This window comes from Acinetobacter terrestris (assembly GCF_004331155.1).
GTDB lineage: Bacteria > Pseudomonadota > Gammaproteobacteria > Pseudomonadales > Moraxellaceae > Acinetobacter > Acinetobacter terrestris.
The window spans coordinates 106,637-133,197 of record NZ_SJNZ01000005.1; the positions used below are offsets into that span (position 1 = coordinate 106,637).

Annotated in this window: 25 protein-coding genes and 1 rRNA gene; 3 read left to right on the forward strand and 23 right to left on the reverse strand. The window is 40.7% G+C overall.

Annotated features, from left to right (window positions below):
* Window positions 1-43 precede the first annotated feature (43 nt).
* A complete protein-coding gene (locus tag E0H81_RS04585; RefSeq protein ID WP_131316893.1) occupies window positions 44-496 on the reverse strand; it encodes a hypothetical protein in 453 nt (150 codons plus the stop codon).
* 395 nt (window positions 497-891) lie between these two features.
* Entirely contained in the window at window positions 892-1,578 is a 687-nt protein-coding gene (rpe, locus tag E0H81_RS04590; protein WP_131316895.1) for a ribulose-phosphate 3-epimerase, read from the reverse strand.
* Between the two features lie 189 nt (window positions 1,579-1,767).
* Between rpe and E0H81_RS04595 the strand changes: the two genes are divergently transcribed.
* On the forward strand, window positions 1,768-2,043 hold the full coding sequence (locus E0H81_RS04595; RefSeq protein ID WP_131316897.1) for a DUF2218 domain-containing protein: 276 nt from the start codon (window positions 1,768-1,770) through the stop codon (window positions 2,041-2,043).
* A 42-nt stretch (window positions 2,044-2,085) separates the two neighbouring features.
* Here the strand turns inward: E0H81_RS04595 and fghA are convergent, their stop codons facing one another.
* The 7 genes from fghA to E0H81_RS04630 form a co-directional block, all read right to left on the reverse strand.
* Window positions 2,086-2,922 carry an S-formylglutathione hydrolase gene (gene fghA, locus E0H81_RS04600; RefSeq protein WP_131316899.1) on the reverse strand — a complete coding sequence of 279 codons (837 nt, stop codon included), beginning with the start codon at window positions 2,920-2,922 and terminating at the stop codon, window positions 2,086-2,088.
* Window positions 2,923-2,933: 11 nt separating this feature from the next.
* Window positions 2,934-4,346: a C13 family peptidase gene (locus E0H81_RS04605; protein WP_131316901.1), complete on the reverse strand. Its 1,413-nt coding sequence runs from the start codon at window positions 4,344-4,346 to the stop codon at window positions 2,934-2,936.
* Between the two features lie 123 nt (window positions 4,347-4,469).
* Window positions 4,470-5,288, reverse strand: a complete 819-nt coding sequence (locus E0H81_RS04610; RefSeq protein WP_131316903.1) for a class I SAM-dependent methyltransferase — start codon at window positions 5,286-5,288, stop codon at window positions 4,470-4,472.
* The gene (locus E0H81_RS04615; protein ID WP_131316905.1) at window positions 5,282-6,106 is read right to left on the reverse strand and encodes an undecaprenyl-diphosphate phosphatase; all 825 of its coding nucleotides are present in this window, start codon (window positions 6,104-6,106) and stop codon (window positions 5,282-5,284) included. The genes E0H81_RS04610 and E0H81_RS04615 overlap by 7 nt, the downstream gene beginning before the upstream one ends.
* A gap of 12 nt (window positions 6,107-6,118) precedes the next feature.
* Window positions 6,119-6,784, reverse strand: a complete 666-nt coding sequence (gene tsaB / locus E0H81_RS04620) for a tRNA (adenosine(37)-N6)-threonylcarbamoyltransferase complex dimerization subunit type 1 TsaB (protein WP_131316907.1) — start codon at window positions 6,782-6,784, stop codon at window positions 6,119-6,121.
* A gap of 131 nt (window positions 6,785-6,915) precedes the next feature.
* A complete protein-coding gene (locus E0H81_RS04625) occupies window positions 6,916-7,446 on the reverse strand; it encodes a gamma carbonic anhydrase family protein (RefSeq protein WP_131316909.1) in 531 nt (176 codons plus the stop codon).
* A 14-nt stretch (window positions 7,447-7,460) separates the two neighbouring features.
* Window positions 7,461-8,078, reverse strand: coding sequence for an NUDIX hydrolase (locus E0H81_RS04630; RefSeq protein ID WP_131316911.1), 618 nt, complete (start codon window positions 8,076-8,078; stop codon window positions 7,461-7,463).
* Between the two features lie 126 nt (window positions 8,079-8,204).
* On the opposite strand from E0H81_RS04630, the gene E0H81_RS04635 reads away from it, so the two are divergent.
* Window positions 8,205-8,753 carry an NUDIX hydrolase gene (locus tag E0H81_RS04635; RefSeq protein WP_131316914.1) on the forward strand — a complete coding sequence of 183 codons (549 nt, stop codon included), beginning with the start codon at window positions 8,205-8,207 and terminating at the stop codon, window positions 8,751-8,753.
* Between the two features lie 68 nt (window positions 8,754-8,821).
* On the opposite strand, the gene filF is transcribed toward E0H81_RS04635, so the two are convergent.
* From filF to filA, 6 genes are all read right to left on the reverse strand, one after another.
* On the reverse strand, window positions 8,822-10,825 hold the full coding sequence (gene filF / locus E0H81_RS04640; protein ID WP_131316915.1) for a putative pilus system protein FilF: 2,004 nt from the start codon (window positions 10,823-10,825) through the stop codon (window positions 8,822-8,824).
* Window positions 10,826-10,847: 22 nt separating this feature from the next.
* On the reverse strand, window positions 10,848-12,077 hold the full coding sequence (filE, locus tag E0H81_RS04645; RefSeq protein WP_244926499.1) for a putative pilus assembly protein FilE: 1,230 nt from the start codon (window positions 12,075-12,077) through the stop codon (window positions 10,848-10,850).
* Window positions 12,078-12,108: 31 nt separating this feature from the next.
* Window positions 12,109-13,773, reverse strand: coding sequence for a putative pilus system OmpP1/FadL family transporter FilD (gene filD / locus E0H81_RS04650; protein ID WP_131316920.1), 1,665 nt, complete (start codon window positions 13,771-13,773; stop codon window positions 12,109-12,111).
* A 12-nt stretch (window positions 13,774-13,785) separates the two neighbouring features.
* Window positions 13,786-15,018, reverse strand: a complete 1,233-nt coding sequence (gene filC / locus E0H81_RS04655) for a putative pilus system protein FilC (protein ID WP_131316922.1) — start codon at window positions 15,016-15,018, stop codon at window positions 13,786-13,788.
* Between the two features lie 51 nt (window positions 15,019-15,069).
* Complete coding sequence (filB, locus tag E0H81_RS04660) at window positions 15,070-15,909, reverse strand: putative pilus system C39 family peptidase FilB (RefSeq protein WP_131316924.1); 840 nt, start codon at window positions 15,907-15,909, stop codon at window positions 15,070-15,072.
* A 192-nt stretch (window positions 15,910-16,101) separates the two neighbouring features.
* The gene (filA, locus tag E0H81_RS04665; protein ID WP_131316926.1) at window positions 16,102-17,094 is read right to left on the reverse strand and encodes a putative pilus system protein FilA; all 993 of its coding nucleotides are present in this window, start codon (window positions 17,092-17,094) and stop codon (window positions 16,102-16,104) included.
* A 257-nt stretch (window positions 17,095-17,351) separates the two neighbouring features.
* Between filA and pabB the strand changes: the two genes are divergently transcribed.
* The gene (gene pabB / locus E0H81_RS04670) at window positions 17,352-18,689 is read left to right on the forward strand and encodes an aminodeoxychorismate synthase component I (protein ID WP_131316928.1); all 1,338 of its coding nucleotides are present in this window, start codon (window positions 17,352-17,354) and stop codon (window positions 18,687-18,689) included.
* A 22-nt stretch (window positions 18,690-18,711) separates the two neighbouring features.
* Here pabB and hisC read toward each other — a convergent pair whose 3' ends face one another.
* The 8 genes from hisC to rrf form a co-directional block, all read right to left on the reverse strand.
* Window positions 18,712-19,803 carry a histidinol-phosphate transaminase gene (hisC, locus tag E0H81_RS04675; RefSeq protein WP_131316931.1) on the reverse strand — a complete coding sequence of 364 codons (1,092 nt, stop codon included), beginning with the start codon at window positions 19,801-19,803 and terminating at the stop codon, window positions 18,712-18,714.
* A 174-nt stretch (window positions 19,804-19,977) separates the two neighbouring features.
* On the reverse strand, window positions 19,978-21,279 hold the full coding sequence (gene hisD, locus E0H81_RS04680; RefSeq protein ID WP_131316933.1) for a histidinol dehydrogenase: 1,302 nt from the start codon (window positions 21,277-21,279) through the stop codon (window positions 19,978-19,980).
* A gap of 196 nt (window positions 21,280-21,475) precedes the next feature.
* The gene (gene hisG, locus E0H81_RS04685; protein WP_131268816.1) at window positions 21,476-22,171 is read right to left on the reverse strand and encodes an ATP phosphoribosyltransferase; all 696 of its coding nucleotides are present in this window, start codon (window positions 22,169-22,171) and stop codon (window positions 21,476-21,478) included.
* Entirely contained in the window at window positions 22,171-23,427 is a 1,257-nt protein-coding gene (gene murA, locus E0H81_RS04690) for a UDP-N-acetylglucosamine 1-carboxyvinyltransferase (RefSeq protein WP_131316935.1), read from the reverse strand. Before murA ends, hisG begins: the two co-directional genes overlap by 1 nt.
* Before the next feature lie 6 nt (window positions 23,428-23,433).
* On the reverse strand, window positions 23,434-23,685 hold the full coding sequence (gene ibaG, locus E0H81_RS04695; RefSeq protein WP_004650949.1) for a BolA family iron metabolism protein IbaG: 252 nt from the start codon (window positions 23,683-23,685) through the stop codon (window positions 23,434-23,436).
* A gap of 141 nt (window positions 23,686-23,826) precedes the next feature.
* Window positions 23,827-24,159, reverse strand: a complete 333-nt coding sequence (hpf, locus tag E0H81_RS04700) for a ribosome hibernation-promoting factor, HPF/YfiA family (RefSeq protein ID WP_131316937.1) — start codon at window positions 24,157-24,159, stop codon at window positions 23,827-23,829.
* A gap of 173 nt (window positions 24,160-24,332) precedes the next feature.
* Window positions 24,333-25,787 (reverse strand): RNA polymerase factor sigma-54, encoded by a 1,455-nt coding sequence (locus E0H81_RS04705; protein WP_131316939.1) that lies wholly within the window; start codon window positions 25,785-25,787, stop codon window positions 24,333-24,335.
* Between the two features lie 590 nt (window positions 25,788-26,377).
* Window positions 26,378-26,492 (reverse strand): 5S ribosomal RNA (gene rrf / locus E0H81_RS04710).
* Window positions 26,493-26,561: the final 69 nt, after the last annotated feature.

Genomic DNA, 26,561 nt, shown 5'->3' on the forward strand with positions numbered 1-26,561 from the left:
CTTAACCTGTAATTTAAAAATAAAAATGTTTTTTAAATAAAGATTAAGCTTTAGGAGGACGTAAGATTTGTTGCCAGAAGCCGGTTAAATGCTGGGCTGAATAATCAAAATTGCGCTGTGGATGTTCTTGAATAGGGTCTAAATTGGGCAATTCTGCTGTTGCTGAATCCAGCCAGGTGGTCAAACTTTGACAATGTAACTGTACACAATCATTACAACTGAAATGCTGCGTCTGATCGGTCATGGTCTGATGACAATCTTGATCATGCGCTACTTTTATATGTTCTAAAGAATGTTGCGTATCAGGTTCAACATTCACCGGATCATGGCAGCCAGACATCGCCGTCATTTCTGCGTTGTGATGCTGATCAACGCTCGCTGCATGCATCATGGGCTGATGCATGGATTTTACCGATGCCAAGGCAACACTACTCCACCCCATGGCAAAAACCATCAGGAACACAAACCAAAGCTGTTTGCGTAATGAAGTCAGCAAAGAATTATCCTTTAACCCGTCCAGAATAAAATATAAATCATATTATTTTGATTTAGATCTACAGCATAACCAAGAACAAAGTTATATACAATTTTTTAAATTTATACTCAACAATTCATGGTTCGCTATTTTTATGAGCATTAAAACAATAAAGTTATTTTTTAAACAGGTTTATTTATAAGCATAGTTTAATAAACAACCATATTTTTGAATAGCTTAAGAGATCAAAAAAGGACTCATTTGAGTCCTTTTTATACATTTAATGTCTAATTATTAAACTATTGTTCCATAATCGTTTATAAACTAATCAAGTTATCCATACAGTTATCTACACAGATATCCATATGGTTATCCATAAAGTTATCCACAACTTAGGAACAATTAATTGTAGATTATTAGATATTTACAGCGCCAACTTTTGCAAGTTCTGCACGCATTTCATTAATCACAGCTTGATAATCCGGTTTACCGAAAATCGCCGAACCTGCAACAAACATGTCTGCACCAGCTTCTGCAATTTCACGAATATTGGCCGGTGTTACACCGCCATCTACTTCTAAACGGATGTCACGACCTGAAGCATCAATGATTTTGCGCGCTTGACGAAGTTTCTCTAAAGTCATTGGAATAAATTTTTGACCGCCAAAACCCGGGTTGACACTCATCAATAACACTTGATCGACTTTATCCAAAACATAGTCCAGATAATGCAATGGTGTTGCCGGGTTAAAGACCAAACCGGCTTTCGCGCCACCAGCTTTAATCAACTGTAAAGAACGGTCAATATGGTCGCTTGCTTCCGGGTGGAAGGTAATAATGTCTGCACCCGCTTCCAAGAAATCACCAATCATACGATCGACTGGCGAAACCATCAAATGCACATCAATCGGTGCTTTAATCCCATATTTTTTTAATGCCTTACACACACCTGCACCAAATGTCAGGTTAGGCACGTAATGGTTATCCATCACGTCAAAATGTACGACATCTGCACCAGCAGCGAGCACATTTTCGACTTCTTCACCTAAGCGGGCAAAGTCAGCAGATAAAATTGATGGCGCAATTAAATATGGCTTGGACATGGGGAGAACCTGGCTATGTATTTGAATTGATTTTTCACATTATAACAAATTGAACCTGGCTGCTGTGATTCAATCCTGATTCGATGCTATTTATTCAGCATTCCAAAACTGCGACGTTGCGTTGCATTTTTTAACTTTAGCTATTTTTAGAATCTGTTATGTTGATGTCACACCACAAGGTAAATGAGAATGAAAAGCAATACAGCAATTACCACTTCAGAAGCCGCCCGTATCGCCAAGCGTTTGCTCAATCATTGGAAACATAAATTTGACGTTGCTGAAACTGACGGCCATTTCAGTATTTTTATGCCGGATGCCACCGTAAAGCTGATGCCACAACCAGAAGCGTTATTGGTCTCGATTGATAGCTCGCGAGAAGACTTAAGCACTTTAGAAAAAGTCGTTCTGGATCATTTAAGCCGTATGGCACAGCAAGAATTTACCACAATCTGGCAGCATCAATAAAAAAAAAGGAGAATCATGTTCTCCCTTTTTTTGAATTAAATATTATGCTTCAAGCTGCACGGCATGAAATTGCAAATGGTCATCGATAAAACTTTGAATGAAGTAATATCCATGATCATAAGCTTCGTGTTCACGCAAGGTTAGCGACTGTCCCACTTGGGCACAAGCCTGTTTAAATAATGCCGGATTCAATTGAGCATAGAATTGATCTTTCAATCCTTGATCAATCAGAATCTCTGGAAATAATGCGCCTTTTTCTTGAATCAAAGCAGTGGCATCATGCTTTAACCATTCATTTCGGTCTTCACCAAAATAGTTCGCAAAGGCTTTTTCGCCCCATGGACATTGGCTCGGTGCACAAATAGGCGCAAAAGCAGAAACCGATTTAAATTTTTCCGGGTATTTAAATGCCAGTGTTAATGCACCGTGTCCACCCATGGAATGTCCGAAAATGCCTACCGCATCCGCCTGAACGGGAAATTCTTGAATCACCAGATCATAAAGCTCATCTGCAATAAAGCTTTCCATTTGATAATGTTCAGCCCACGGCGTTTGGGTCGCATTGATATAAAATCCTGCACCTTGACCGATATCCCAAGAATCGCCTTGTGCAACCTGCTCGCCTCTTGGCGAAGTATCGGGACTAATCAGGATTAAACCCAATTGAGTGGCCATGCGTTGTGCATGTGCTTTAATACTGAACGTTTCTTCAGTACAGGTCAGACCGGCTAAATAAAAAAGTACCGGGCAGGCCTGTCCCCTTAAAGCTTGCGGGGGCAAGAAAATGCCAAATTTGGTTTGTCCATTGAGAACACGAGAATTAAAAGCATACATGCGCTGTTCACCATCAAAACATCGGTTATGTTGAATTAATTCCATGTCTATTTTCCTTATTGTGTTTGAACATTAAGTTGTGGTGTTTCTATTTTCATCTCTGTTTTAGACGTCACTGGAAATAAGCGTTGTTCCAATTGCGGCAACATAAATTCCATATTCTTGCCAATCGACCATTGCGGTTCGGATGCTTCAAAACCTTGCGCTTTTTCCCATTGCGCCACAGTGCCTTTGGTTTGCTCAAATGCAGCACTGATTGAATTCTGTTCACGCATAGACTGATCAAAGAAAGCGCGGCCGAAATACGTATAATCGGCTTCATTTGAACAGCCAAAAGAAGCCCGGTCAGCAGCAGATGCGGTAATAATCAAGGTGTTATCATCTTGCAAGGCTGGAACAAAACTGCCTGAATAACATGCAGAAATCACAATAACACGCCAGCGAATCCCCGATTTATCCAACGTATCTTTGAGCCATTTCGGATCGACATCATTTAAATCGATCGGCGCATTTTCCATCTCAAACTGGTTCGGCAAGCCATGTGAGGTCATGTATAAAAATAACACATCACTTTCACGGTTCATCTGCTGCCCTATTCGACGTAGGGCCATCTCCATACTGGTACGCGAAGCAATCGGCGTTTTGGTACGGGTCTCTGGATTATTTACCAGCATGATGGAACGGCCAAAGGTTCCAAAACGGGTATCAAACTGTTCTTTAATCCGTTCGACTTCCGACTTGAACACGTCTTGATAACCGGCGCCTGCTACACCTAAAAAGTACCAGTGCGACTGTGCAAATTCGCCATACTGGACATCTTCCAGCGATTTATTCAGGACACGGCTTTGGGCGTAAAAAGCATCTTCGGCAAAGGTCGGTGGTGTTTCTTCAACTTTCCAGATGGGCTGGCTTTTGACTGACATTTGCCAGACCACAAGAGTAAAAAGCGTTGCTGCAACAATCAGTGCCCGCTCCCACCACGGCCATTTCAGTTCACGCGAAAATACCCAAACCACGGCCAAACTTTGCCAGACAAACAGCACCATGAATATCATCGGTAAATAGTCATAGAAGATGTAAGGCAATACATCGATATAACCCAGATACTGAATCAGACTTTGTAGTAAGGCGATATGCGTATCCAGTACTAGCCACAGTAAGGCCGGCACCAGCATCAAACGCGGGTTATTAATACGTTGCGAAAGGAAAATACCGACAATCAGCGCAATAAAAGGCCATAAGGCATAACTGATCAGGCCTTGAGGATTAAACTCGCCCACTTCCCCTGAACTTAACCAACTAAATAAGCTGTTGGCACTACCGCCTAAAATTCCCCAAAAAATGAGTTGTAAAATTGAAGGGCGAACAATTTGTAAAGACCGACGTGATCCCAAAAAGAGCCACATCCCTGCAGTTTGGTTGCTTTTAAAATCATGCCAAAAATTGATGGAGGGTTTAAAGTCGATCATAGGATTTAGGGTTAGCTGTAGCTCGCTGATTCACTGTGTAAGTTTATGCCTGATGGAAGTTTTATCAATGCTGCTTTGGCACTATATAACAAATTAATGTTCAATATTGAAGCAATTACCAAACTACTCTACAAGATGCTGCTGAAAGTAGGCATCAAAACGACAAGCGTCGCCTTGCCACTGATGATTGGGTTGCTGATCAGCCAAATATACGGCTAAACGCGGCCGTTTCACCACCACTCGTTTTGCTACTTTTTGCGCTAAAATCAATAAATTATCACCGAGATCCATTTCACCATCTTCAGGTAAAAGCATATGCAGTAATTGCATCTGCTTTTTGACTTGGGCCTGCTTCTTGATGGCTTGCTGGTTTTGATCACGTTGTGGAAACATCGGATCAAGATAAACCACATCCACGATCTTGTTCTGTTCAGCTTGCTGAATTAAGTAGTCGGCAGAATCGGAGAAAACCAAATGAATTCGAGCAATAACCGAACTTAAAAACGGATCGGTTTCAGCATGGTTTTTAGTATCTTCCAGCAAGGTAAATAAAATCGGATGTCGCTCAACCAAGCTAACATCGGCGCCTAAATGCGCCATTAACAAACTGTCATGCCCCAGACCTGCTGTAGCATCAATCAAGCTGGGTTTCTCACCGAGGTTACACGCTCGGGCAATCATTTCAGATTTTAATGACGATCTTTTTAAACGTGGAACTTCCGCTTTCCAGTCCGGTTGCATCTTCATACCATTGGCACACAGCCAAAGACCGGATTCATCTACACATAAAGCCAAATCTGGATGAAAACGCAAAAATCGGGCATTGAGCTTTTCAATGATTTCAAGATTTACCTTCACTCCACGAGAAGAAAGCACAGCAGAATACTGCTGTGCTTTCTGGTGAAATTCCTGTTCTACAAATAAGCGGATCTCGCTTACCATAATTTCCAGCCTGTAAATGCAAAGAGTAAGATTAAAAGACCCGAGGCAATACGATACCAGGCAAAGACCATAAAATCGCGTTTTGCGACATAGGCCACCAATACTCGAATCAGAATCAAAGCCGAAACAAATGAAACTATAATTCCTGTTGCAAGAACGGCCCAATCTTCTGTGCTTTGGAATACATGGTAGCTTTGGTAAAGATCTAAAAGACCTGCACCAATAATCACCGGAATCCCGAGAAAGAAGGAAAATTCAGTGGCCGCTTTACGTGATATCCCCAAGAACATTGCACCAATAATAGTTGCACCCGAACGTGAGGTTCCCGGAATTAACGACAGTACTTGAATTAAACCAATCCAGATCGCTTCTTTATAGCTGATGTTCTCAACTTCTTCGGCATTCACTTTTGGTGGATTTTTTTCAATCCAGATAATAATGAAACCACCGATGATCAGCCCAATCGCAACCGCAATATCATTAAATAATAATTCTTTGACTGCCTGTCCAAAGGTGAGACCAATCAGCACGATTGGAATGGATGCCATAATCAGGCTAAAGCCCAAACGGCGACCTTTGGGTTCACCGGTAAACATACCGGTAGCTGCACCCCACAGACGAGCCCAATATTCATAAATGACGGCTGCAATCGCACCCATTTGAATAGCGATCACGAATACATCACTTTTTTCTTTGGTCCAGAAATTCATGAGTTCGGAAGCGAGTATTAAGTGTCCGGTACTTGAAACAGGTAGAAATTCGGTAATACCTTCAACAATACCCATAATTGCCGCTTTCAGCAGCAGTAAAAGATCCATACAAAATCCTGATTATGATTTGCCTTGTTCTGGAATTTTTTTCCAAGCGTTATCACGTAAATACACAGGTAATGCCTGTTCAGCACTGACCCATTTTTTTTGTTCAACATCTGCGCGCGCAATGGTAGCAATATCTTGCGCAGTCGCACTTAAGTCTTTGTATTGTATTTGTTCAGGCTGAATTAAAGCTGAACCGGAACCGACAAGTTCAAATTTAACCACTTGGCTGGCATCATCGTAATTTAGCAGTTGCTCTTCATCCACAGCCTGCATAATGCCCTGTGAATCCAGCTCAAAACTTGCAATATAAACTTCTTTCATCCGTGCATCGAGCACCGCAGTCACGGCGGTTAAACCTGCAACGCGATATGCTGTCTGTGCCAAAGCTTGCAAAGTTGAAACAGCAACAACGGGAAGATCATTTGCCCATGCCAAGGCTTGAGTCACCGCGGCATTAATCCGCACGCCACTAAAAGAACCGGGACCACGGCTAAATGCAATTGCAGTTAATTCAGATGCAGATAGGTCAAGCTGTGTAAAAGCCTGCTCAATCATCGGGAGAATCGTTTGCGTTTGTGCTTTTGCTCGCGCATCTAATTGGAAAAATAATTCTTGGGTTTCATCTACAATAGAGACGGAACACTGCTCATTGGCAGTTTCCAATGCCAGCAATTTCATGCACAACCTTAATTAATTTAAATGTAAAAAACGGCTCATATGATACTCCACTCATCTGCGCTAGGCGAGATTTTCCATCTGGGGAATACAAAAAAGCCAATCGCCAGCTTGGGTAGATCAACCCGTTCTCATTACAGTTCAACTGCTTCCAGGTTCTGAAAATTCTTAAAATGTGCTGCGTAGTGCATGGCACTCATTTTGAGTTTAGCTTCAGCAGCCTCGTCCAAAGTTTTTACTATTTTTCCCGGTGAACCCATCACCACCGAGTTATCCGGAATAACTTTGCCTTCAGGAATTAAGGCATTTGCCCCGATGATGCAATTTTTACCAATCACCGCATGATTTAAAATGACCGAGTTGATGCCAATTAAAGTGTTATCTCCAACCGTACAGCCATGCAACATCGCTTGATGCCCAATCGTGACATAGCTACCAATGTGCATCTCGATGCCAGCATCGGTATGTAAGACTGCATTTTCCTGAACATTGCTAAAATCACCAATTTTGATTTTGCTGTTATCACCACGGATTACTGCACCAAACCAGACACTGACCTGTTTCCCCATTTCAACTTGACCAATCACCGTCGCATTCTCTGCGACCCAGCCATCCCAAGGCTGGTGCGTGGCTTGAGGGGCATAGCCATTAAATTTGTACATCATAGTGTGATATTCCTTTATCTATTGCGTTTAATCTTATTGCTGTGAAAAGCAGGAGAATTTAATAAAAATGGCCACTCTTTCTGATAATTCAAACCATACTGAAACAGTGAGATCAACATCCGTGCAGTTAAACCCCAAACAATTTCATTTTCCACACGCATACTGGGAAAATATAAAGACTGGTGTGCATAACGTACTTCATAGGGAATGGGCGGTGCCTTCATTAAACTACTCAGGGATGCAAAGAAAATACGGTCAATTTCGCTCGGTTGAGCAATCAAATTGACTTCAGCTGGAATCAGCCCGACCACAGGTTTTACCAACATGCCATTGCGCGCTTTTTGCATCGGTAAATCACCCATCAATTGCACATCAAATGGATTTAATGCCGTCTCTTCATAGGCTTCACGTAATGCCACCACAATATTACTGGTATCTTGCGGGTCTCTTTTCCCGCCTGGAAATGAAACCTCACCGGCATGATTCGATAAATAGAGTGAGCGTCGAGTAAGCAGAACTTTTGGATCCAATTCATCTGTAATCGCGATTAATACAGCAGCGTGTGCCGGTTTTATCCGGGTGGAAAAACGCAATCTTTGCTGTAACGATTGTATTAATGAATGGTCATCCATACCTCTACTCTCCCCTCATTTCTTCTTGGTTTCATCATAGCTGAATTTTTATTCTAAAAGATAGAAATGATGCCAAAGTTCAATTTTTCAGTTATGCTGATCACACCTTTATCATTGACGATGAATATGAATTTCTGTGTAATTTGTGGACATAAAACTACGGAAAAAATCCCACTCGGCGATCATCAATTACGTCGTGTTTGTACAGATTGTGGCAATATTCATTACATCAATCCTAAAGTCATTTGCGGGGCCTTAGTCCTGTTTGAAAATAAAGTTTTAATGTGCCGCCGTGCCATTGAACCGCGTTACGGTTTATGGACGCTGCCTGCCGGCTATATGGAACTGTTTGAGACCATGGAGCAAGGTGCAGCACGCGAAACCCGTGAAGAAGCCGAAGCCGAAATCGATATTGAACAGCTCTACTGTATGTATAATATTCCACGGATCGGACAAATTTATGTGTTATTCAAAGCCAATTTAATTGATGGTCAATTTGGCGCAGGTGAAGAAACCATTGAAAGCCGCTTATTTAGCGAAGATGAAATTCCTTGGTCTGAACTGGCCTTCCCAAGTGTAGAACATACCTTAAGACATTATTTTGAAGATCGTAAAACCAATCAGTTCCAGATGCATTTAGAAACCTTGGGTTCACGCCTTGACCATACCGGTTAATCGATACAATAAAAAAATATAAGCATAAAAAAAAGCCCATCATCGGATGGGCTTTTTTAATTTCGTGATTATTTGGTTTTCACTTCATAACATGGCGCAAGATTGAATTGAATGCTGCCACCGCTGTATTTAGACCATTGTTTTGCATCTTGGTCGGTGGAATCGACCGCGCTATAAATGCTTTGGAAGCTGGCAAAACTATTCGCCCACTTCACTGCATTATCAGCAGAGTCTTTGAATGGCACATCATCAATAGCCGGCGTACCACCCGATCTCATTGCCAATAAACGATTTAAATCCAGTAATGCACCGCCAATCACAATAGATTCATTGGAATTTGGCGAGGTCTGAATACTCGAGTTCATACCAATCAATGCACCATCCAGGCTTTGGAATACTTTATCGGCCAAGATCATACGAACCGAGATTTTATTGCCATCCATCCCGGAGCTAGTAAACGCACGGCCCGTGGTTCCAATGCGATACTGCTGCACATTGTTGCTGTCAATCATGTCACTAGCAAGTACATCTGTACCACTGCAACCGTTTGTTCCGGTCGACATATCAATGATTGTGCTCGATTGATCTGGAACCGTAGGTTTCATATTGGTCCGAATATCACCATTACGGTCAATTACAATGCCGAGTTTCACGGTCTTGACTGAGGTATCAGTGAAATTAAAGACCAAATCTGCATACAATGGAAAAATATACGCTCCATTGCTGACATTATTTTCTGATTTAAATACTTTGCTGTCTAAATAGGTAATTGGATAAATTTTATAAAGATCGAGTGTACCTTTAAAGGTTTCACCATTGACCTCTTGTTGCCATAAACCATAATTTTTCTTATCATCTTCGTTGACTTCTTTTTTACCTGTCAGCAGTTTATAAAAACGCTCTTTGCCGGCAATCATATAGTCATTAAACAATTTACCTTGAGTCACGGTCAAGGGCTTTGAATTGCCATCAGCCACATTGAACTGGAAACCAGTTTGCGCGGTTAAATCGGGATTATTATTAATCGCTTTGGTAATTGGATGAATCCAGGTATCTTGTGCAAATGCAGTCATTTGTACCGGTTTCACCTTACGAATCAGTTGTGCATTCACGCCACCAATAGTGGTCAAATCGCTACCGGCTTTACCGCGCCATTGTAAACCGCTACCAAAGCTTTTGCCTTGACGATCCGTCATCAAAATAAAGTGACCCACCAAATGAGTTGCTGACGTATCTTCCGCCTTACATTCTTCCTTATTACAACCCACCAAGCCTTCCGAACCACTTAAGGTACTACCCAGTACTTCCTTACTCGAAAATAGTGAGAATTCAGGTTGATACACAGCCGCTGTAGTAATACGCATCAATTGAGTAATCACATCAAAAGCATCTTCATCTGTGACCTTAGAAATATCGACCCAAGGTTTGACTGCATCAGCAAAATCTTCATTCGATAAGCTTTTAAATTGCACTGAGGTAATTAATGAAGTGATTTGCTCTAATTTTTTACGGTCCGCATCGCTAATACTGACCGATTGAATATCACGTGCATTGACAATCTGCCGATTTTGCAAGCCTACTGCTTGAATCAGACGCGCCAAACGAATCGCAACTTTAACTGTTGCATCGTCAGGTGACAATTTTTGCGCAGCTGTGCCTTGAATTCCTGCTGCAATATCCAATAGAGTTAAACGTGGCAATTGCGATACGCTGACATTGGCAATATTGCGAAGCGGCATAGTACCTAATTCAATTTTCTTGTCTTTTTCGCCACGTAAGAAAAAGGTAATATCGTCCGTATTCTTACACGCACCCGTTGCCGCACCATCTTGGGGATCAAAAATCGTGGTAAAGCGGTTCTTGGTGTCACTGCTACAGGTGAAATTTAAACCGTTTAATGGATAATCTAAGGCGAATTCAACGCAGCCTGCTGTTCCCGTTTGACAGGCACCATTGGCGGTACTTTCATCATATACCTCAGGGGTCACGTTGGCACTTTCACCACCACAACCTGTTAAAGCCATAGCCAATGCAGTTGCGGCAAAAGGTAATTTATATTTATTTATGTTCATCCTGACTCTCTTTTTTTTATCCCTAACGGATTGCAACGAGTTTAACTTGCCCGTGATTGGTTAAAGCACGATTATCGACATCAATGGCTGATGCCAAGGGCGTCAGCAATATATATTTGCTATTTGCAGGCACATGCAGTACCCCTTCTATTTTTTCGTGCTGAATGAGGGTAGATGCTCCCTCTTGATTTTTATATCCACCTGCGCCTTCCAAGACACAACCTTTTGCATCTAAAAACACCACAAAAGGCCAATAAAAAGTTGGGTTATTCTGCCGCGATGCATACGAGTTAAGTTGAATATTCTGTACAGATGTATTCAGTGCCGCAACTTCAAAATCGAACTCATCATTCAGCGGCGCACGTGGCCAGAAATTAACCTCTTTATCCAGATCAAGTTTTTTGACTTTTTTCAGTTTTTTTTCAGAAAAACATTGCTGTCCCAAACCATTAACCGCATCTGCTTGTGAAACGCGGTAATAGGTCTTTGCTAAGGTAATCGGGCCATTATCTTGCACGACATTACGTTTGAACAAGGATTGCATTGTAGATTTGCCCACACCTTTTTCACGCTCAACGGTCTGTAGACGCGTTGCACCATGTTTGGTATCAATAATCCCTTCTGGCATGGTGTAAAAACGCTTTTTGCCTTCTAAATTAAATTCTTTGTCTTCTAAATATTCATTTTTTACATATTGTTGCCCGTCAATATCAACAAAGGCATTATTTTCTGTATTTTCCTGAATATTATCAGACTGCATTTCTACTCTTTCTTTGGTAACACTAGCCTGTTGTGGAATAACTGACTTTTCAACCTTTTGAGTAGGCTTGGTACTTACTGGAGAGGATTGCGTTGACAATATCTGCCCTTTTTTTGTTTCTTGAACATTCACTGCAGTCTGTGTCTGTTCTTTTACAGTTTTAATTGTATTCCGGTCAGCAGCCTGAATGTCCTGCTCAACTTTCGAATTACCGAATGGTTTTTTAGTCACCACTGTTTCTATCTTTGAGACAGCCTTGGGTAATGGAGGTTGTGGCACAGTTGTTGTCGTTGCCGCTTGTCGAATAGCCACAGAATGAGAAGATATACTCTGATTTGCAATAACTGGATTTGGATTCGGTTTTGCTGCAACCGCTTTTGGTGGCTCGCGTTGAATGATCATTGGACGACCGTCTGGGCCAATAATGGTATGAAACTCTCCTGCATATGACCACGATACTTGCGCTAAACTCAGCGTCAGTATCGTTTTCATCAATAAATTCCCTTTCATTCTTTTCCTTTGTCTACCAACGTGTTCTATAGTTCAATCCTAGAATGGTGATTTTTGTATTGGTTTTTACATTCAGGCCCGCATACGGATTAAGCAATAAGTTATTCACACCAGTTTGGTTGGCCAAGCTACTGGTATTGGCTGGAATATTATCTTTACTACGCAAGAAGCCAATGGATAAATCCAGGTCTGTATCCGCATCAAAACGGTAGCCCACCCCCATACCAAACAATTGTGCATTGTTAATTGGAATCATGGTGTTGCGCTTGCCATCTGGAATGGCACTTGAACGTGGTTCATAGCCCGCACGCAGTTTTAAACGATCAGTTGCTGAATATTCCACACCAATGCCGAAATTCCAGGGTGAAGTGAAACCAAGCGGTAAAGATAACGAGCTATCACTGACATTTTCAGAAAGTAATTTTGCAACTTTTAAAGCTGAAATTTGTCGGTCAAACTCAAATGTAAATTTATCCCATGCACTATAGTCCGTCCAGCCCACATCAAAATTTACCTGCAAATCCGGCATGACTTTGTATTTAATCCCGGCTTGGAAATGCGCAGGATATTCAAAATCCATGGATACCAAACCTGATTCACTGGATGGAATGTAATTCGGGAAGCCTAAAATAGCTGCAAGAATTTGTCCGGTTGGCGATGACATCAAGCCTTTAATTAACTCTTGTGGCGCTTTGGCATTATCAATATGGTATTTCCCTTTTAAGCGCATTTTTGCTGCACTTTGATAGACCATACCAAAACTAAAGTCATCCGTTGGCTCCCACAATACCCCCAAGTTAAAACTTGGACTTAGGGATTGCTCAACTGCCAATTGCATTTGACCGAATTTACCAAACGGATTCATCCCTTCTTCAGCATTACACATCCCCAGTAATAGAATGTCGGTAATAATGTCTGAATTTTCTTTAAATGGTGTACAAACGACCTCATCGATCATTCGTAACATACCAATCAGTTCATTGGGGAAACGTAAATCGGTTTTGAGGCCCATGGCTTGGTAAGACATACCAATACCACCACCAATTGAAAGTTGGTCATTGACTTGGTAACCCATGGATGGAGATAAATAAGTAATCCGTTCTAAGGCAACTTGCTGCCCCATGTAGTTACCTGCATTGCCATTTTCAGCACCAAAACCGGCAACCAGTGGTGCATAAACTGCCGTCGCATAAGTCGCTTTTGAACCCGGTGGATTATAGGCAATCCCCATGGTAGGTGCGACCAATGGCATACCTTCACCTAAATCCACCATCTTTTTCAAAATAGGGATATAAAGACTTGGATATTCAACATCGCCATGAACTTTATCTTTAAAATCAGTACAAATATCAGATGCCACCTCTGGTCCATCATTACAGACCATTGGATCATCTGAATAACCAAAGACGTTATAGCCTGGTGGTACGCTAAATTGACGTTGAATGTCAAAGTTGGCAACAATAATTTGTTGCTCCGTTTGTAAACCCTCAATCTTGGTTAAGCCTGCAGGGTTAAAGTGAACAGCGTTCACGCCTGGTGGGTCTGCTGTTACAGCATTACCCATACTCAAAGATCTTAAATCTACAGAAAGGTTGGTACCTAACTGTGCAAATGCAGCACTTGAACAGCCCGTTAAGACAATGGCGCTAACGAGCGGTCTGAGTCGAATTTTATACATACGACCGCCCTCTTAGCGAATTTTCTTACCAAAGCCTAGAATATCAAGTGGGAATGACAAACCCAATGAAACGTCTGGCGCATCTTCCGTCAAACCAAAGCCTACCGTACCGTTCACAATCGTCTCTGGCGATACACGTACCCCAAGAGAAATCGCTAAAGTTGAACTGGTTTGATCGGCCGGTGAATAGGATTCACCACTGCTGTAGATAAATTCAGAGCCGGTGTTAAAGCTTTGTTGATACGACATGGTCATGGATACGTCATAGTTAAATGAGTATGCGAAACCGAAAGCGAAACCGCCACTAATGCCGGGTTCGAACTCATCTATGACACGGCTACCACGGCGTTGATTTAAGCCGGTTTCTTTAAAACCATAGTTCGCTGAAACTGAAGCGAACAATACGACTGGATCGATATATTTACGCGTACTTGCACCAACACCGGCAGAGTAATAACCCTTACCTGTGGCTAAGTCAGTCGCAGAATTGACTTCATAGGGACTGTCACCGCTTTTAGTCGATAAATTACCGAATAAAATCAGTGGTAAACGTCCTGCTTGTAATGGAAATGGCTCCCAACGCGCGCCCAAAGAAATATCCCCTAAACCTGCAGTAGAGGTATCTTTTAACAAGTCTGTTTTTGCGACTAAGGGTAATGAAGCAGTAAAGGTTAAATTATCTAAAATACCGTACTGTGCAGTAAAAGTATTGGTAATTGCGTGTGTCGCATTTTCTTGAACACGCAGTTGATAGAGTTGACCTTGAGCCATCTCCATATCAAGTTGCGTATCACGATAATAGGTATAGTCAATATCATAATAAGATGAGATATCACCTTTTTTAATTAATGAATACTGGCGTTCATTTGATGTAAATACTTCTTGTAGATTGGCTTCTTTACTGGCATCACCTTCTTGCTGCTGTAGTGCCGAAGATGCTTGTGATTTTTCATCTACTGGTGATGTTTCGGTTACAGGCTGCGCATCTGCAGATTGTGCTGCCACTGCTTCAACTTGCGTCTCCTGCTCATCTACAGCCTCATACTCGCCTAATGCTGACTCTTCTGCAGCATTAATTCCCCCTAAATTAGCATCTGCAGGCTGTGATGTTGTTGATTCAACTTCTTCCTGCTGATCTACAACTTCATACCCTCCCAGTGCTGGCTCTTCTGCTGCATAAGCTGCGCCCATCAGCATTTGAATACTGATCGCTAACAGGGTTTTGTTCATCCATTTACTGTTCATATTCCATCCCACCAGTTTTTTATTTTTTTTAAGCTGAATCTTTCTTAAACGTTATTTATTTTTATAATAAAGACGCAAGAAATTATAATTTAAGTCCCCATAGGAATCTGATTCTTCATTCATATTTTTATCAAGTCGAATCGTAGATGCTTTGTCGGCAATTTTATCCATATAAAATTGCGGGTATTGCATACTCACCAAGGCATAACGATTCACGGTTGCGTCTTCTACATGACGCATATCCGAATCTTGTAAAGCCAATAAATTTTTGCGGTTTTCTGGCGCAACATTAATTAAGAATAAAGTGTTATTTTCCCAAATCTCTTTAAAACGCACTTCATCGAAACTAATATTCCCCAATGCAGGATCAGCGACATAGACACGGCCATTTTTATACGCTTTAAATACCACGAAATGTTTAAAACCTGCATAGGAAATCGGTACAATGGCAGGTTGTCCCTGTTTCACCAAATCACTAAATTCACCGCGATACCCCCCACTTTCAAAGCCAATTGCGCTGACAAAGCGTTTCATATCCAGCAGTGAAAAGCTACGGCGTTCAACAATCTTGTCTGTCTCACCAAACTTCATTAGACCGTCCATAACCTGTTGTTCGGTTAAAGTCGCATTAAGATTGGTATAACCATTTAATAGGGTCGTTAATGCAGCAGAACCACAACTATAGTCATAGGCTTGGTGAACAATGCCACGAAATTGATCGATGATTGCCGGTTTAACCTGTACGGTTTCACGGTGCATACGGGTAAAGGAATCATTACGAGAGTCTAAAGTCTCTGTGTAGTACACAGCTTCTGCTGGTTTTGGTTTTATATCAAAGGCTTCTTTGGCAGCGTAATACATCAATGCCGAGCCTAATGCGATCTCTAACATATTATTTAACTTTTCTAGTTATCGGCATGATGTGCCATTTTTTATGATCTTAGAGTAGATACTCTACTTCCCTGTTCTAGCAAGATACCTTTTTTTCAAAAAAAAAACAGTATTTTTTTTATTTTTTGCAAAATTTAACGATATTTATGTAAAAAAAAGCGCGTGTAAACACGCGCTTTTTCACACGGAAACTTAGTGACCGCGGATTGTGATAATCGCACCCGGAACATATTGACCCTGAGCTGGGCTAAAGTAAGTTTGCATACCTTGAACTTCCATATCACCAATAGAAGCAGCAGTTTTGCTACCCAAATGAATACCTTTTACGTAGGTATCGTGCGCGCCGCTCGTGCTTACAATGCGTACATAACCTTTATCAGCACCTTCTTCACCAAATACACTGATGCTTTGATTTAATTTCAAGTCACGGCTACTCGCATCTGTCACTTGAATGCTATCAAGATAGATTACACCTGCCTTACGGTTACCTGCAGTACCATCACCAGTACCCTGCTTGGTAGAGTTATCCAGAATACCCAAATCTGTAATGGTTAAACCACCGATCATTGTTGCATTCAATTTAATCATCGCGCCCTGTGGTGCAGCACCTAATTGAATGTTTGCAGTCATTGGACCAGTTTTTACTGAAAGACCAGTTAAGATCGCATTTTCAGTACCTTGACCACCACGACGGATTGTTGCTGCACCTGCAGCAGGTACATCACCAGATGCCACAACACCAATTTCACCGATGTGAATATCTAAACCAGATACTTGCGCAGCAATGTTAATGAATGGATTGCCACCACCAGCATCAGAGTCAATTTGCAAATCGGCTAAGTTACGTGAAGGTAGTAAGTAAGCACCACCATTGTCATAGTTTGCGCCAATCACAATACCGTTGGTTGCTGTAATACCTGTACCAGTACCTTTAATATAGATTGCACCTGCTTCACCTGTACCACCAAAACCCGCTTGACCCGCAGTAAGACTACCTGCAGCTAAACCGTCATTATCGTGAATGAATAACTTTTCGATTTCGATTTTAGAAATACCAATCCCGATGTTAATACCATCTTGACCAGTAGTAGCACCCAATGAAGCATCATCCATTGCTTGCATTGCCATCGCATTTGCGCTAATTGCTAATGAAGAAACTAAAGCAAGTTTAGTAAATTTTTTCATTTGTACTCTCCCAAGAGTATTATTTTTTTGATTGTCAACCACTCGATATTCCATGTTGTTTTTTGTTTTTGGACAACAATGGAGCCTTTCCTTGAGCAGCCTGTTTGCCCTACTAAAGTTATATGTCTGTCATTTTTTGTTCAACTGCTGTTGGTCGTAATCCATATGTTACCGACAAACGGTATTTACAGTTTTTATGCATAAATATTGTTATAGAATAGGCGATCTATGTATAGCCTTTTATAATTTAACATCGTATGAATAATCCGGTTATTTTTCAAAAACTGTTGACTGAACAATGGCTTAGTACAGCTCAAATATTGTCTGCTTTATCGCATCTCTCTCATTTGGTTTACTTAAAAAATGTAAACCAACCTGTGATCGCTTTTTTTGCATCTGAATATATGCTTAAACAAGGTCAAGTCACTAAAAATTTCCAACGAATTTCACTACATCAATATCAAAAAAAATCGCAATCTATTCATTTCAATAACTTTTTCAAAAAAAACATTCAGAACCATTCTTCTGATTTTAACGGCGGATTAATTGGCTTTGTCGGTTATGATCATGCAGCTCAGCAACAGGTTCCGATTAAACAAAAAAATCAGCCTACCTTATTTTTAGGTATTTATCGCAGTTACCTCAAACCCACCCCTCAGGGTTGGACTTTTTTTAGTGATGAAGATGAGGCAGAAAGTATTTTTCAAGTTATTCAGGATGCAATACAAAATAAAAAACCTTCCTCTTTTTCTCTCACTCAACCTTGTAGCGCGCGTTGGAATAAAAATGAATATGTGACTGCTTTTAACAAAATTCAGGACTATATTAAAGCCGGTGATTGCTATCAAATTAATCTAACTCAAGAATTTACAGCAAATGCTCACGGATCCTTATTGGCTACGGCTGAAGAATTCTGGAAACTCACCAATGCTCCTTATTCAGGTTATTTAAAGATTAATGACTTCGAACTATTAAGCTGTTCACCTGAATTGTTTATTAATTTTGAAGCGAATCGAAAAATTGTCACTCGTCCGATTAAAGGCACAATGCCCCGTTATGCTGACCCGAAGCAAGATGAACAGTCCAGGCAAAAACTGCTTCATTCTAAAAAGGATCAGGCTGAAAATGTGATGATTGTTGATTTACTACGCAATGATTTAAGTGTTTATGCAGAAACAGGTTCAGTAAAAACACCACAACTTTTTGAAATTGAATCTTTTAATCAAGTTCATCATATGGTGAGCGAAGTCACAGCTACATTAAAGGAAGATATCAATCCATTTGATGTCTTAATGTCTGCACTGCCCGGAGGTTCGATTACGGGTGCGCCAAAAATTCGCGCAATGCAGATTATTGATGAAATTGAAGGTGCGCCGCGCGGTGCTTATTGTGGATCGATGGGTTATTTTAATTTTGATGGTACGGGTTCTTGGAATATTTTGATTCGCTCCATCCAAAAATACCAAGATGAAGTATCTCTATGGGCAGGTGGTGGAATTACCATTGCCTCAGATTGTGATGCAGAATATCAGGAATGTTTTGATAAAGTTTCTGCCATGCTTGATTTACTCAATACATGGCAGAAAGAAGCTTAACTTAAGCTCTTCTTAAAAGAACTTAAGCCAAGATGTCATTTTTTAAAGTATCAACAAGACGTTGATTTTGTTCATCTGTACCAATCGTAATACGTAAATACTGATTGATACGGGGCTTATTAAAATAGCGCACAATAATGCCGCGTTGACGTAATTCAGCCGCTAATTCGCCTGCATCTTTATTAGGGAGTGATGCGAAAATAAAGTTGGCTTTCGAAGGCAAAACCTTAAAACCAATTGCTTCTAAATTAGCAACCAACTTTTCACGACTGTCGATCACTTTTTGACATTGTGCTTCAAAATAAGCTTGATCTTCAAATGAAGCTACGGCAGCAGCAATCGCAAAACGATCCATCGGATATGAATTAAAGCTATTTTTTACTGCTTCTAGGGCAGCAATCAGATGTGGCTGAGCAATGGCAAATCCTACACGCAAACCTGCCAGTGAACGTGACTTAGATGTGGTTTGACATACAACCAAGTTTTCGTATTTAGCCACTAGACTGACCGCAGATTCCGCCCCAAAATCGACATAGGCTTCATCAATCACCACCACTGAATCAGGATTTGATTGCAGCACGTCTTCAATTGCAGATAATCCTAATGCAATACTGGTTGGCGCATTTGGATTGGTGATAATGATGCCGCCATTGGCTTGTTTATAATCATCCACCACAATTTCAAAGTCATCATTAAGCGGTAAAATTTTGGTTTTTACCCCAAAGAATTGACTATAAACCGGATAAAAACTATAGGTAATATCTGGATAAAGTACGGGCTGCTCTTGCACAAAAAATGCTTTAAAAATATGTGCGAGCACTTCATCTGAGCCATTTCCGACAAAGACATTGCTTGCATCAACATTTTGTTGAGTTGCAATGGCTTGCTTTAATAGCGACGCATCTGGATCTGGATATAAACGCAATACATCGGCTGAATTTTCTAATACCGCTTGTACCGCTTCCACCACTTTTGGAGAGGGTGGATAGGGGTTTTCGTTTGTATTAAGCTTTAATAAATTTTGAATTTTCGGTTGTTCACCCGGTACGTAGGGTTCTAATTCACGTACTTCAGGACTCCAAAAACGCATTTGTTGTGTCGTAATGGTGGACATTGTTTTTATCTCTTTAATGCACTCAACTTACTTTATGTAAGCCCTCTCCTTTTAGGAGAGGGTTTGGGAGAGGTTAGCACCCAACTGAGAAATATTGGCTTTGCCCTCATCCTAGCCTTCTCCCAAAGGGAGAAGGAATTTTTCGTTGAGAATCAGATTAAGGCAGCATTCAAATTATTGATAACGATATCTTGCCGATCTCGCATGAGCATCCAAGTTTTCTTGTTGCGCCAAGACATCCGCGGTTTTCGCTAGCGTCTTCACACCTTCTTGAGAGCACATGATCAAGCTTGAACGCTTTTGGAAATCATAGACACCGAGTGGTGATGAGAACCGCGCTGTACCTGAAGTTGGCAAGACGTGGTTTGGACCTGCACAGTAGTCACCAATCGCTTCTGGGGTATAACGTCCCATGAAGATCGCACCGGCATGGCGAATCTGCTCAGACATCTCTTGAGCTTCATCCAAGCAAAGTTCTAAATGTTCTGGTGCAACCTGATTAATTAAATCAATGGCTTCTTGACGATCTTTCACCAAAACTAAAGCACCACGATTAGCAATAGAGGTACGTGCAATTTCAGCTTTAGGCAATGCAGCGAGATGTTCTTCAATCGCTTGCTCAACTTCATTTAAAAGCTGTTCATCGGGTGTGATGAAAATAGCTTGGGCAACAGTGTCATGTTCAGCTTGGGACAACACATCCATCGCCAGCCATTTCGCGTTATTGTCACCTTCCGCATACACCAGAATTTCCGAAGGACCTGCAATCATGTCGATACCGACTTGACCAAATACTGCACGTTTTGCCGCTGCAACAAAGCGATTCCCTGGACCGGTAATTTTATCTACACCGGGAACAGTTTCTGTACCGTAGGCCAATGCCGCTACAGCCTGTGCGCCACCAATGGTAAATACCCGATGTACGCCCGCTAAATAAGCCGCCGCTAATACCAGTGGATTCAACTCGCCATTAGGGGCTGGAACCACCATAATAATTTCAGCGACACCGGCAACATGAGCAGGTACGGCATTCATCAGCACTGAAGATGGATAAGAAGCTAAGCCACCCGGTACATAAATTCCAACACGGTCAAGCGGTGTAATTTTTTGACCGAGTGTATTGCCCAAGGCATCGATATAAGTCCAGCCATCCTGCTTTTGTGCTTGGTGGAATTCACGAATTCGATTCTCTGCCAATTCTAAAGCTTCACGAACGTCGTGATCCAAGCCTTCAAAAGCGGATTTGAGTTGTTCCTGAGTCAGTTCAAGATCTGAAAACTGATGCGCTGGATGTCGATCGAATTGTTGAGTGAGTTTAAGAACATGAGCATCACCATGCTGACGCACATCAGCAATGATTTGGTCTACGGTTTTTAAAAGTTCAGGATCACTAACTGTCTCAAAAGCCAACAAGTCAGCAAAGGCTTGCTTAAAGCTTTGATCTTGGGTCGATAAACGTCGCATCAATTTACCCATATGGTTTGAATTCGAAGGCTTTAGTTTACCCGTTTTCATGCGCTTTGTCGGTAGCTATAATACGGTATCAGTATCAGTTTTATTGAAATTAACTTTCGCTAAGATTGATGAAAACACTGAATGTTTACAGTTTTTTCTCAGGCATAAAAAAAACCGCCACAAAGTGACGGTTTTTCAAATTTGCATGCAGAGATGCTTATTTGTTGCTTTCGCGTTCTTCAACGGCTTTTTCAAGCTGGGCAAGAATCGGGTTCAACAAAGTCTGCTTACGTTTGAAGCTGGCTTTATTCACAATCAAGCGAGAAGAAACTTTGCAAATTTCTTCAAGTGGTTCAAGACCATTGGCACGTAGTGTATTACCGGTATCAACGACGTCGACAATGTAATCACCCAAACCAACCAATGGTGCAAGTTCCATCGAACCGTAAAGTTTAATCACATCAACCTGCTCACCTAAGCTTGCATAGTATTGACGGGTTAAGTTCACATATTTGGTCGCAATTTTTAAACGGCCTTTGGGATGAACCATACCGACTTTACCGGCTGTCATTAACTTACAGTTGGCAATTTTTAAATCGAGCGGTTCATACACATTTTGTGCGCCATGTTCCATCAGCACATCTTTACCGGCAACGCCTAAATCAGCCGCCCCATTTTCCACATAAGTCGGAACATCCGAAGCACGTAAAATTAAAATACGGACTTGCTTATGTGTGGTTGGAAAAATTAACTTACGTGATTTATCTGGATCTTCCAGTAAGTTAATTCCTGCTGTTTCAAGCAAGGGTAAAGTTTCTTTTAAGATACGTCCTTTGCTTAATGCTAAAGTTAAACCATGATCAAAATTGCCCATTACGTCAAAGTTTGGATCATCGTTTCTCATATCACTCATTAACTTACTCGCTTAATTTGGGCACCTAAACCCTGTAACTTGGCTTCAATTTCTTCATAACCGCGGTCAATATGATAAATACGGTCAATCAATGTTTCCCCGTCTGCTGCTAAAGCCGCAAGAACCAAAGAGAATGAAGCGCGTAAATCGGTTGCCATAACCGGTGCTGCAGAAAGTTTATCTACACCCGTCACAACAGCATCATTACCTTCAACCTGAATATTTGCTCCCATACGAGAAAGCTCAGGCACATGCATAAAACGGTTTTCAAAAATCGTTTCAGAAATAGTCGAAAAACCATGACCAATCGCATTGACTGCCATGATCTGTGCTTGCATATCTGTTGGAAATTCTGGATATGGCAAGGTCTGGAAACTGACTGCTTTCGGACGTTTACCCATCATATCAAGTTCGATCCAGTCATCCCCACGGGTGACTTCCGCGCCCATTTCTTCAAATTTGTCTAAAACAGATTCGAGTAATGATGGATCGGTATGTGTGGTTTTGATTTTACCGCCAGTAATGGCAGCAGCAGCCAAGTATGAACCTGTTTCAATACGGTCAGCAATGACAGCATATTCACAGCCATGCAAGCTTTCAACACCGGTCACAACCAGTGTATCTGTATCTAGACCTTCAATTTTTGCACCCATTTTAATGAGCATTTGCGCAAGGTCAGTAATTTCTGGTTCACGCGCAGCATTACGAATGGTAGTCACACCATCCGCTAAAACGGCAGCCATAAGAATATTTTCAGTACCACCAACAGTCACCATATCAAAGATGACTTCGCCACCTTTTAGGCGACCATCAACTTTGGCATGCACATAACCATTTTCCACTTCAATTTCAGCACCCAAAGCTTCTAACGCTTTTAAATGCTGATCGACAGGACGTGAACCAATGGCGCAACCGCCTGGAAGCGATACTTGTGCACTACCATAGCGCGCAAGCAATGGACCAAGCACCAAAATTGAAGCACGCATGGTCTTTACGAGTTCATAAGGTGCAAACTGATTGTCCAACGTAGAAGTATCCGCTTTAACCGTGTCGCCTTCATAAGACATTTGAATACCCAGGCCAGCAATCAGTTTCACTAGCGTATTCACATCTTTCAGGTTTGGCACATTGGTTAAGGTGATCGGGGTATCCGCAAGAATCATCGCTGCAAGTAAAGGCAAGGCTGCATTTTTTGCACCAGAAATACGCACTTCACCTTCGAGCTTAACACCGCCCTGAATTAAAAATTTATCCATTTAGTTCTAAGCTCCGAATAAGCTTGCTTTACGCCATTCTTCTTTGGTCATTGCACGAATAGTTACCGCGTGTACTTCACCGCTGGCAATATATGAATTTAACGGAGCATAAACCGTTTGTTGACGTGCGACTGGGCGCTTGCCTTCGAATTGTTCATCGACTATTCGCAGATCAAACTTACCGCCTTGCCCACTAACTGCAACTTCAGCCTCTGGAAAAGCAGCTTTTAAAATTTCAGTGAGCTGTTCACTATTCATCACAACGACCTCTTATAGGACCAACGGTGTAAAAACCTGCCATTTTACTATAAATATGAAAAATAAATCATTAACGCATAACATTTTATATATATAAAAAAAGAGGTCTTTAAAAAACCCCTTTTTTGTTTAAAAATCACACTATGCAAGCACAGGTGAATATTCCATCTGCATTTTCCGGTGTTTATGCAATTGTCTTTTTAGCTTTTCAGTTAGTTTTTTAATCGCAGCATACATATCATCGGCACTGGCTTGAGCAAACATCTCTATCCCAGGTAAACGAATAATAGCTTCAGCAATATGGTTATCACTGCCCTTTTTAGAAATTTTATCTATTTGATGATCTTTTGAAAGTTTGACCTGCATACTATTTACTTGATCTAAATGTTTTATCATTTGGGTAAATCTAAGGCGAATATTTTCTTCAATTGCAGGGGTAATGGTTAAATGATGACCACGAATTGTTATTTGCATAGTTCAATCCCTCACCTTCTTTTAGGATTAGAAAAGAATACTCAAGCCGATCTAATGACAGCAAAAAATACAATCCTGCAAATTTAACATTAAATCATTTCGACTATTCCTTAAATAAAAAGAGATTCATTATGTTGTCATAATGAATCTCTAGAATAGCCACACTTTAAAATTTAGATCAAGACTTTTCGTTCAGAAGATGACGGAATATGTAACGACTCCCGATATTTAGCCACCGTTCGACGCGCGACATCAATCCCATCTTCTTTCAATAAATTGGCAATGATATTGTCTGATAAGGGTTTGCGCGGATTTTCTTCAGAAACCAACTTTTTAATTTTGGCACGAATTGCGATAGAAGATGCTTCGCCACCCGAAGTTGTTGCAACATGACTGGAAAAGAAATACTTCAATTCAAATAGACCGCGCGGTGTCACCATAAATTTATTGGTGGTTACACGCGATACCGTAGACTCATGCAACTCTACTTCTTCAGCAATATCACGCAGCACCAAAGGTCTCATGCCTTCTGCACCAATTTCTAAAAACATCTTTTGATGTTCAACAATACAGCTTGCAACTTTTAATAAGGTTTTATGCCGCTCATCTACACTTTTAATAAAGTTTTTTGCATCCAGCATTTGATTGCGCAAATATTGATTATCATTACTCTGATCGGCACGCTTAATCATATTGGCATAAAATGAATTAATACGTAATTTCGGCATGATATCCGGATTTAACTGCACCTGCCAATGGTGATTTTTTTTCATTACCACAACATCTGGAATTTGATAGTCTGAATCTTTTTCCTCAAACTCCATCCCAGGATAGGCTTTTAACGTTTTCAACAAATCAACTGCACACTTTAATTGATCCGGATTTAAACCTGTCTGCTTAACCAGTTTTGGTAATTCATTCGAAATCAATAATTCATAATGATTCAATAAAGTTATGGCTTCACGACGATATGCGGTTTGCGCAGGTAGAGTATCCAACTGCACCAATAAACATTCAGCCAAATTACGTGATGCAACACCAGGAGGATCAAGATGCTGAATATGTTTTAAAACCACCATCACTTCATCATCTTCGACTTCATCGTCGTAATCCATAGATTCCAGTAAATGCTGAACGGAGGTAGTTATTTCTGTAATTTCTGCATCCAAAAAGCCTTTTTCATCCAAAGAATCAACAATACAATGCGCAATCAGTTTATCGACTTGTGAAAAATGCAATAAATTAATCTGTTCAAGCATATGCTCTTTTAAGCCTAAATGACCTTGACGATTATCTTCTCGTTCTTCATATTCAGGTGTACCTAGACTTGTTGGCTGATGCGTATAAACATCATCCCAATCGGTATCGACAGGTAAATCATCCGGTAAAGTATTGGCATTTAATTCATTGGTTAAGTCTTTATTATCATGTTCTTGCTCTTCCAAAGAAGATAGGCTTTCGATATTTGACTGTTCTTCTATTTTTTCTAATAAGGGGTTACTATCAAGTTGAATTTGAATTTCTTGCTCAAGCTCTAAACTCGATAATTGAAGCAAACGAATGGCCTGCTGCAACTGCGGTGTCAACGACAAGGAGTTCGCAACTCTTAATCCAACCGATAACTTCATTCTTAAAGTTCCTCTTAATTCTGCGACTTATAAGCAATTTTTATGCCGCTTTTAAATTTTATAACACAGAAAAATCAAAATTTATACAATCATTCAGCCTAATTTAAGTTTTTATTTAGCTCAATTTTTCATAAATTTTAAATTAATTCATTTATTTAATTATAAAAAGGATCAAATATACGGATTTTTTCTTTAAATTGATGCCTATAAAATATTTTAAAAATTTACCAAATAATGGGCTTTTATAATCAACATAAGATGAATGGAGGAGCGGAATATCTAATTTTCTTGTTATTTTTTGATTTCTAATTCTATGCTTTAACAATACAAATATAAATTTAGCAACTTACCTCCACCTATACCAAAATCCGTACTTATTTTCCTGATGATCGTCTAAAAATTTTGCAGCATATTCTATTCCTATATTTTTTATATTAAATATTTTGCATGAGTTCTTTCATAGACTACAAGCCTGAAAATAATAAGAAATTGTAGATCTAATGTCTTTTCTGCTTTTACATTTGTTCTATTTATTCCGCGCCTAAAAAAATCCCCCTCTGCATATGCGGAGGGGGATTTTAGAATTAATGAGCTGGCGATGACTTACTCTCACATGGGTAACCCCACACTACCATCAGCGCAAAGAGGTTTCACTTCTGAGTTCGGGAAGGGATCAGGTGGTTCACTCTTGCTATTGTCGCCAGCACAACTGTTTATGGATACTTGCTTTGGTCTTATCTATTCACTTTTCAGTGTATGCCAATGCTTTTTCCA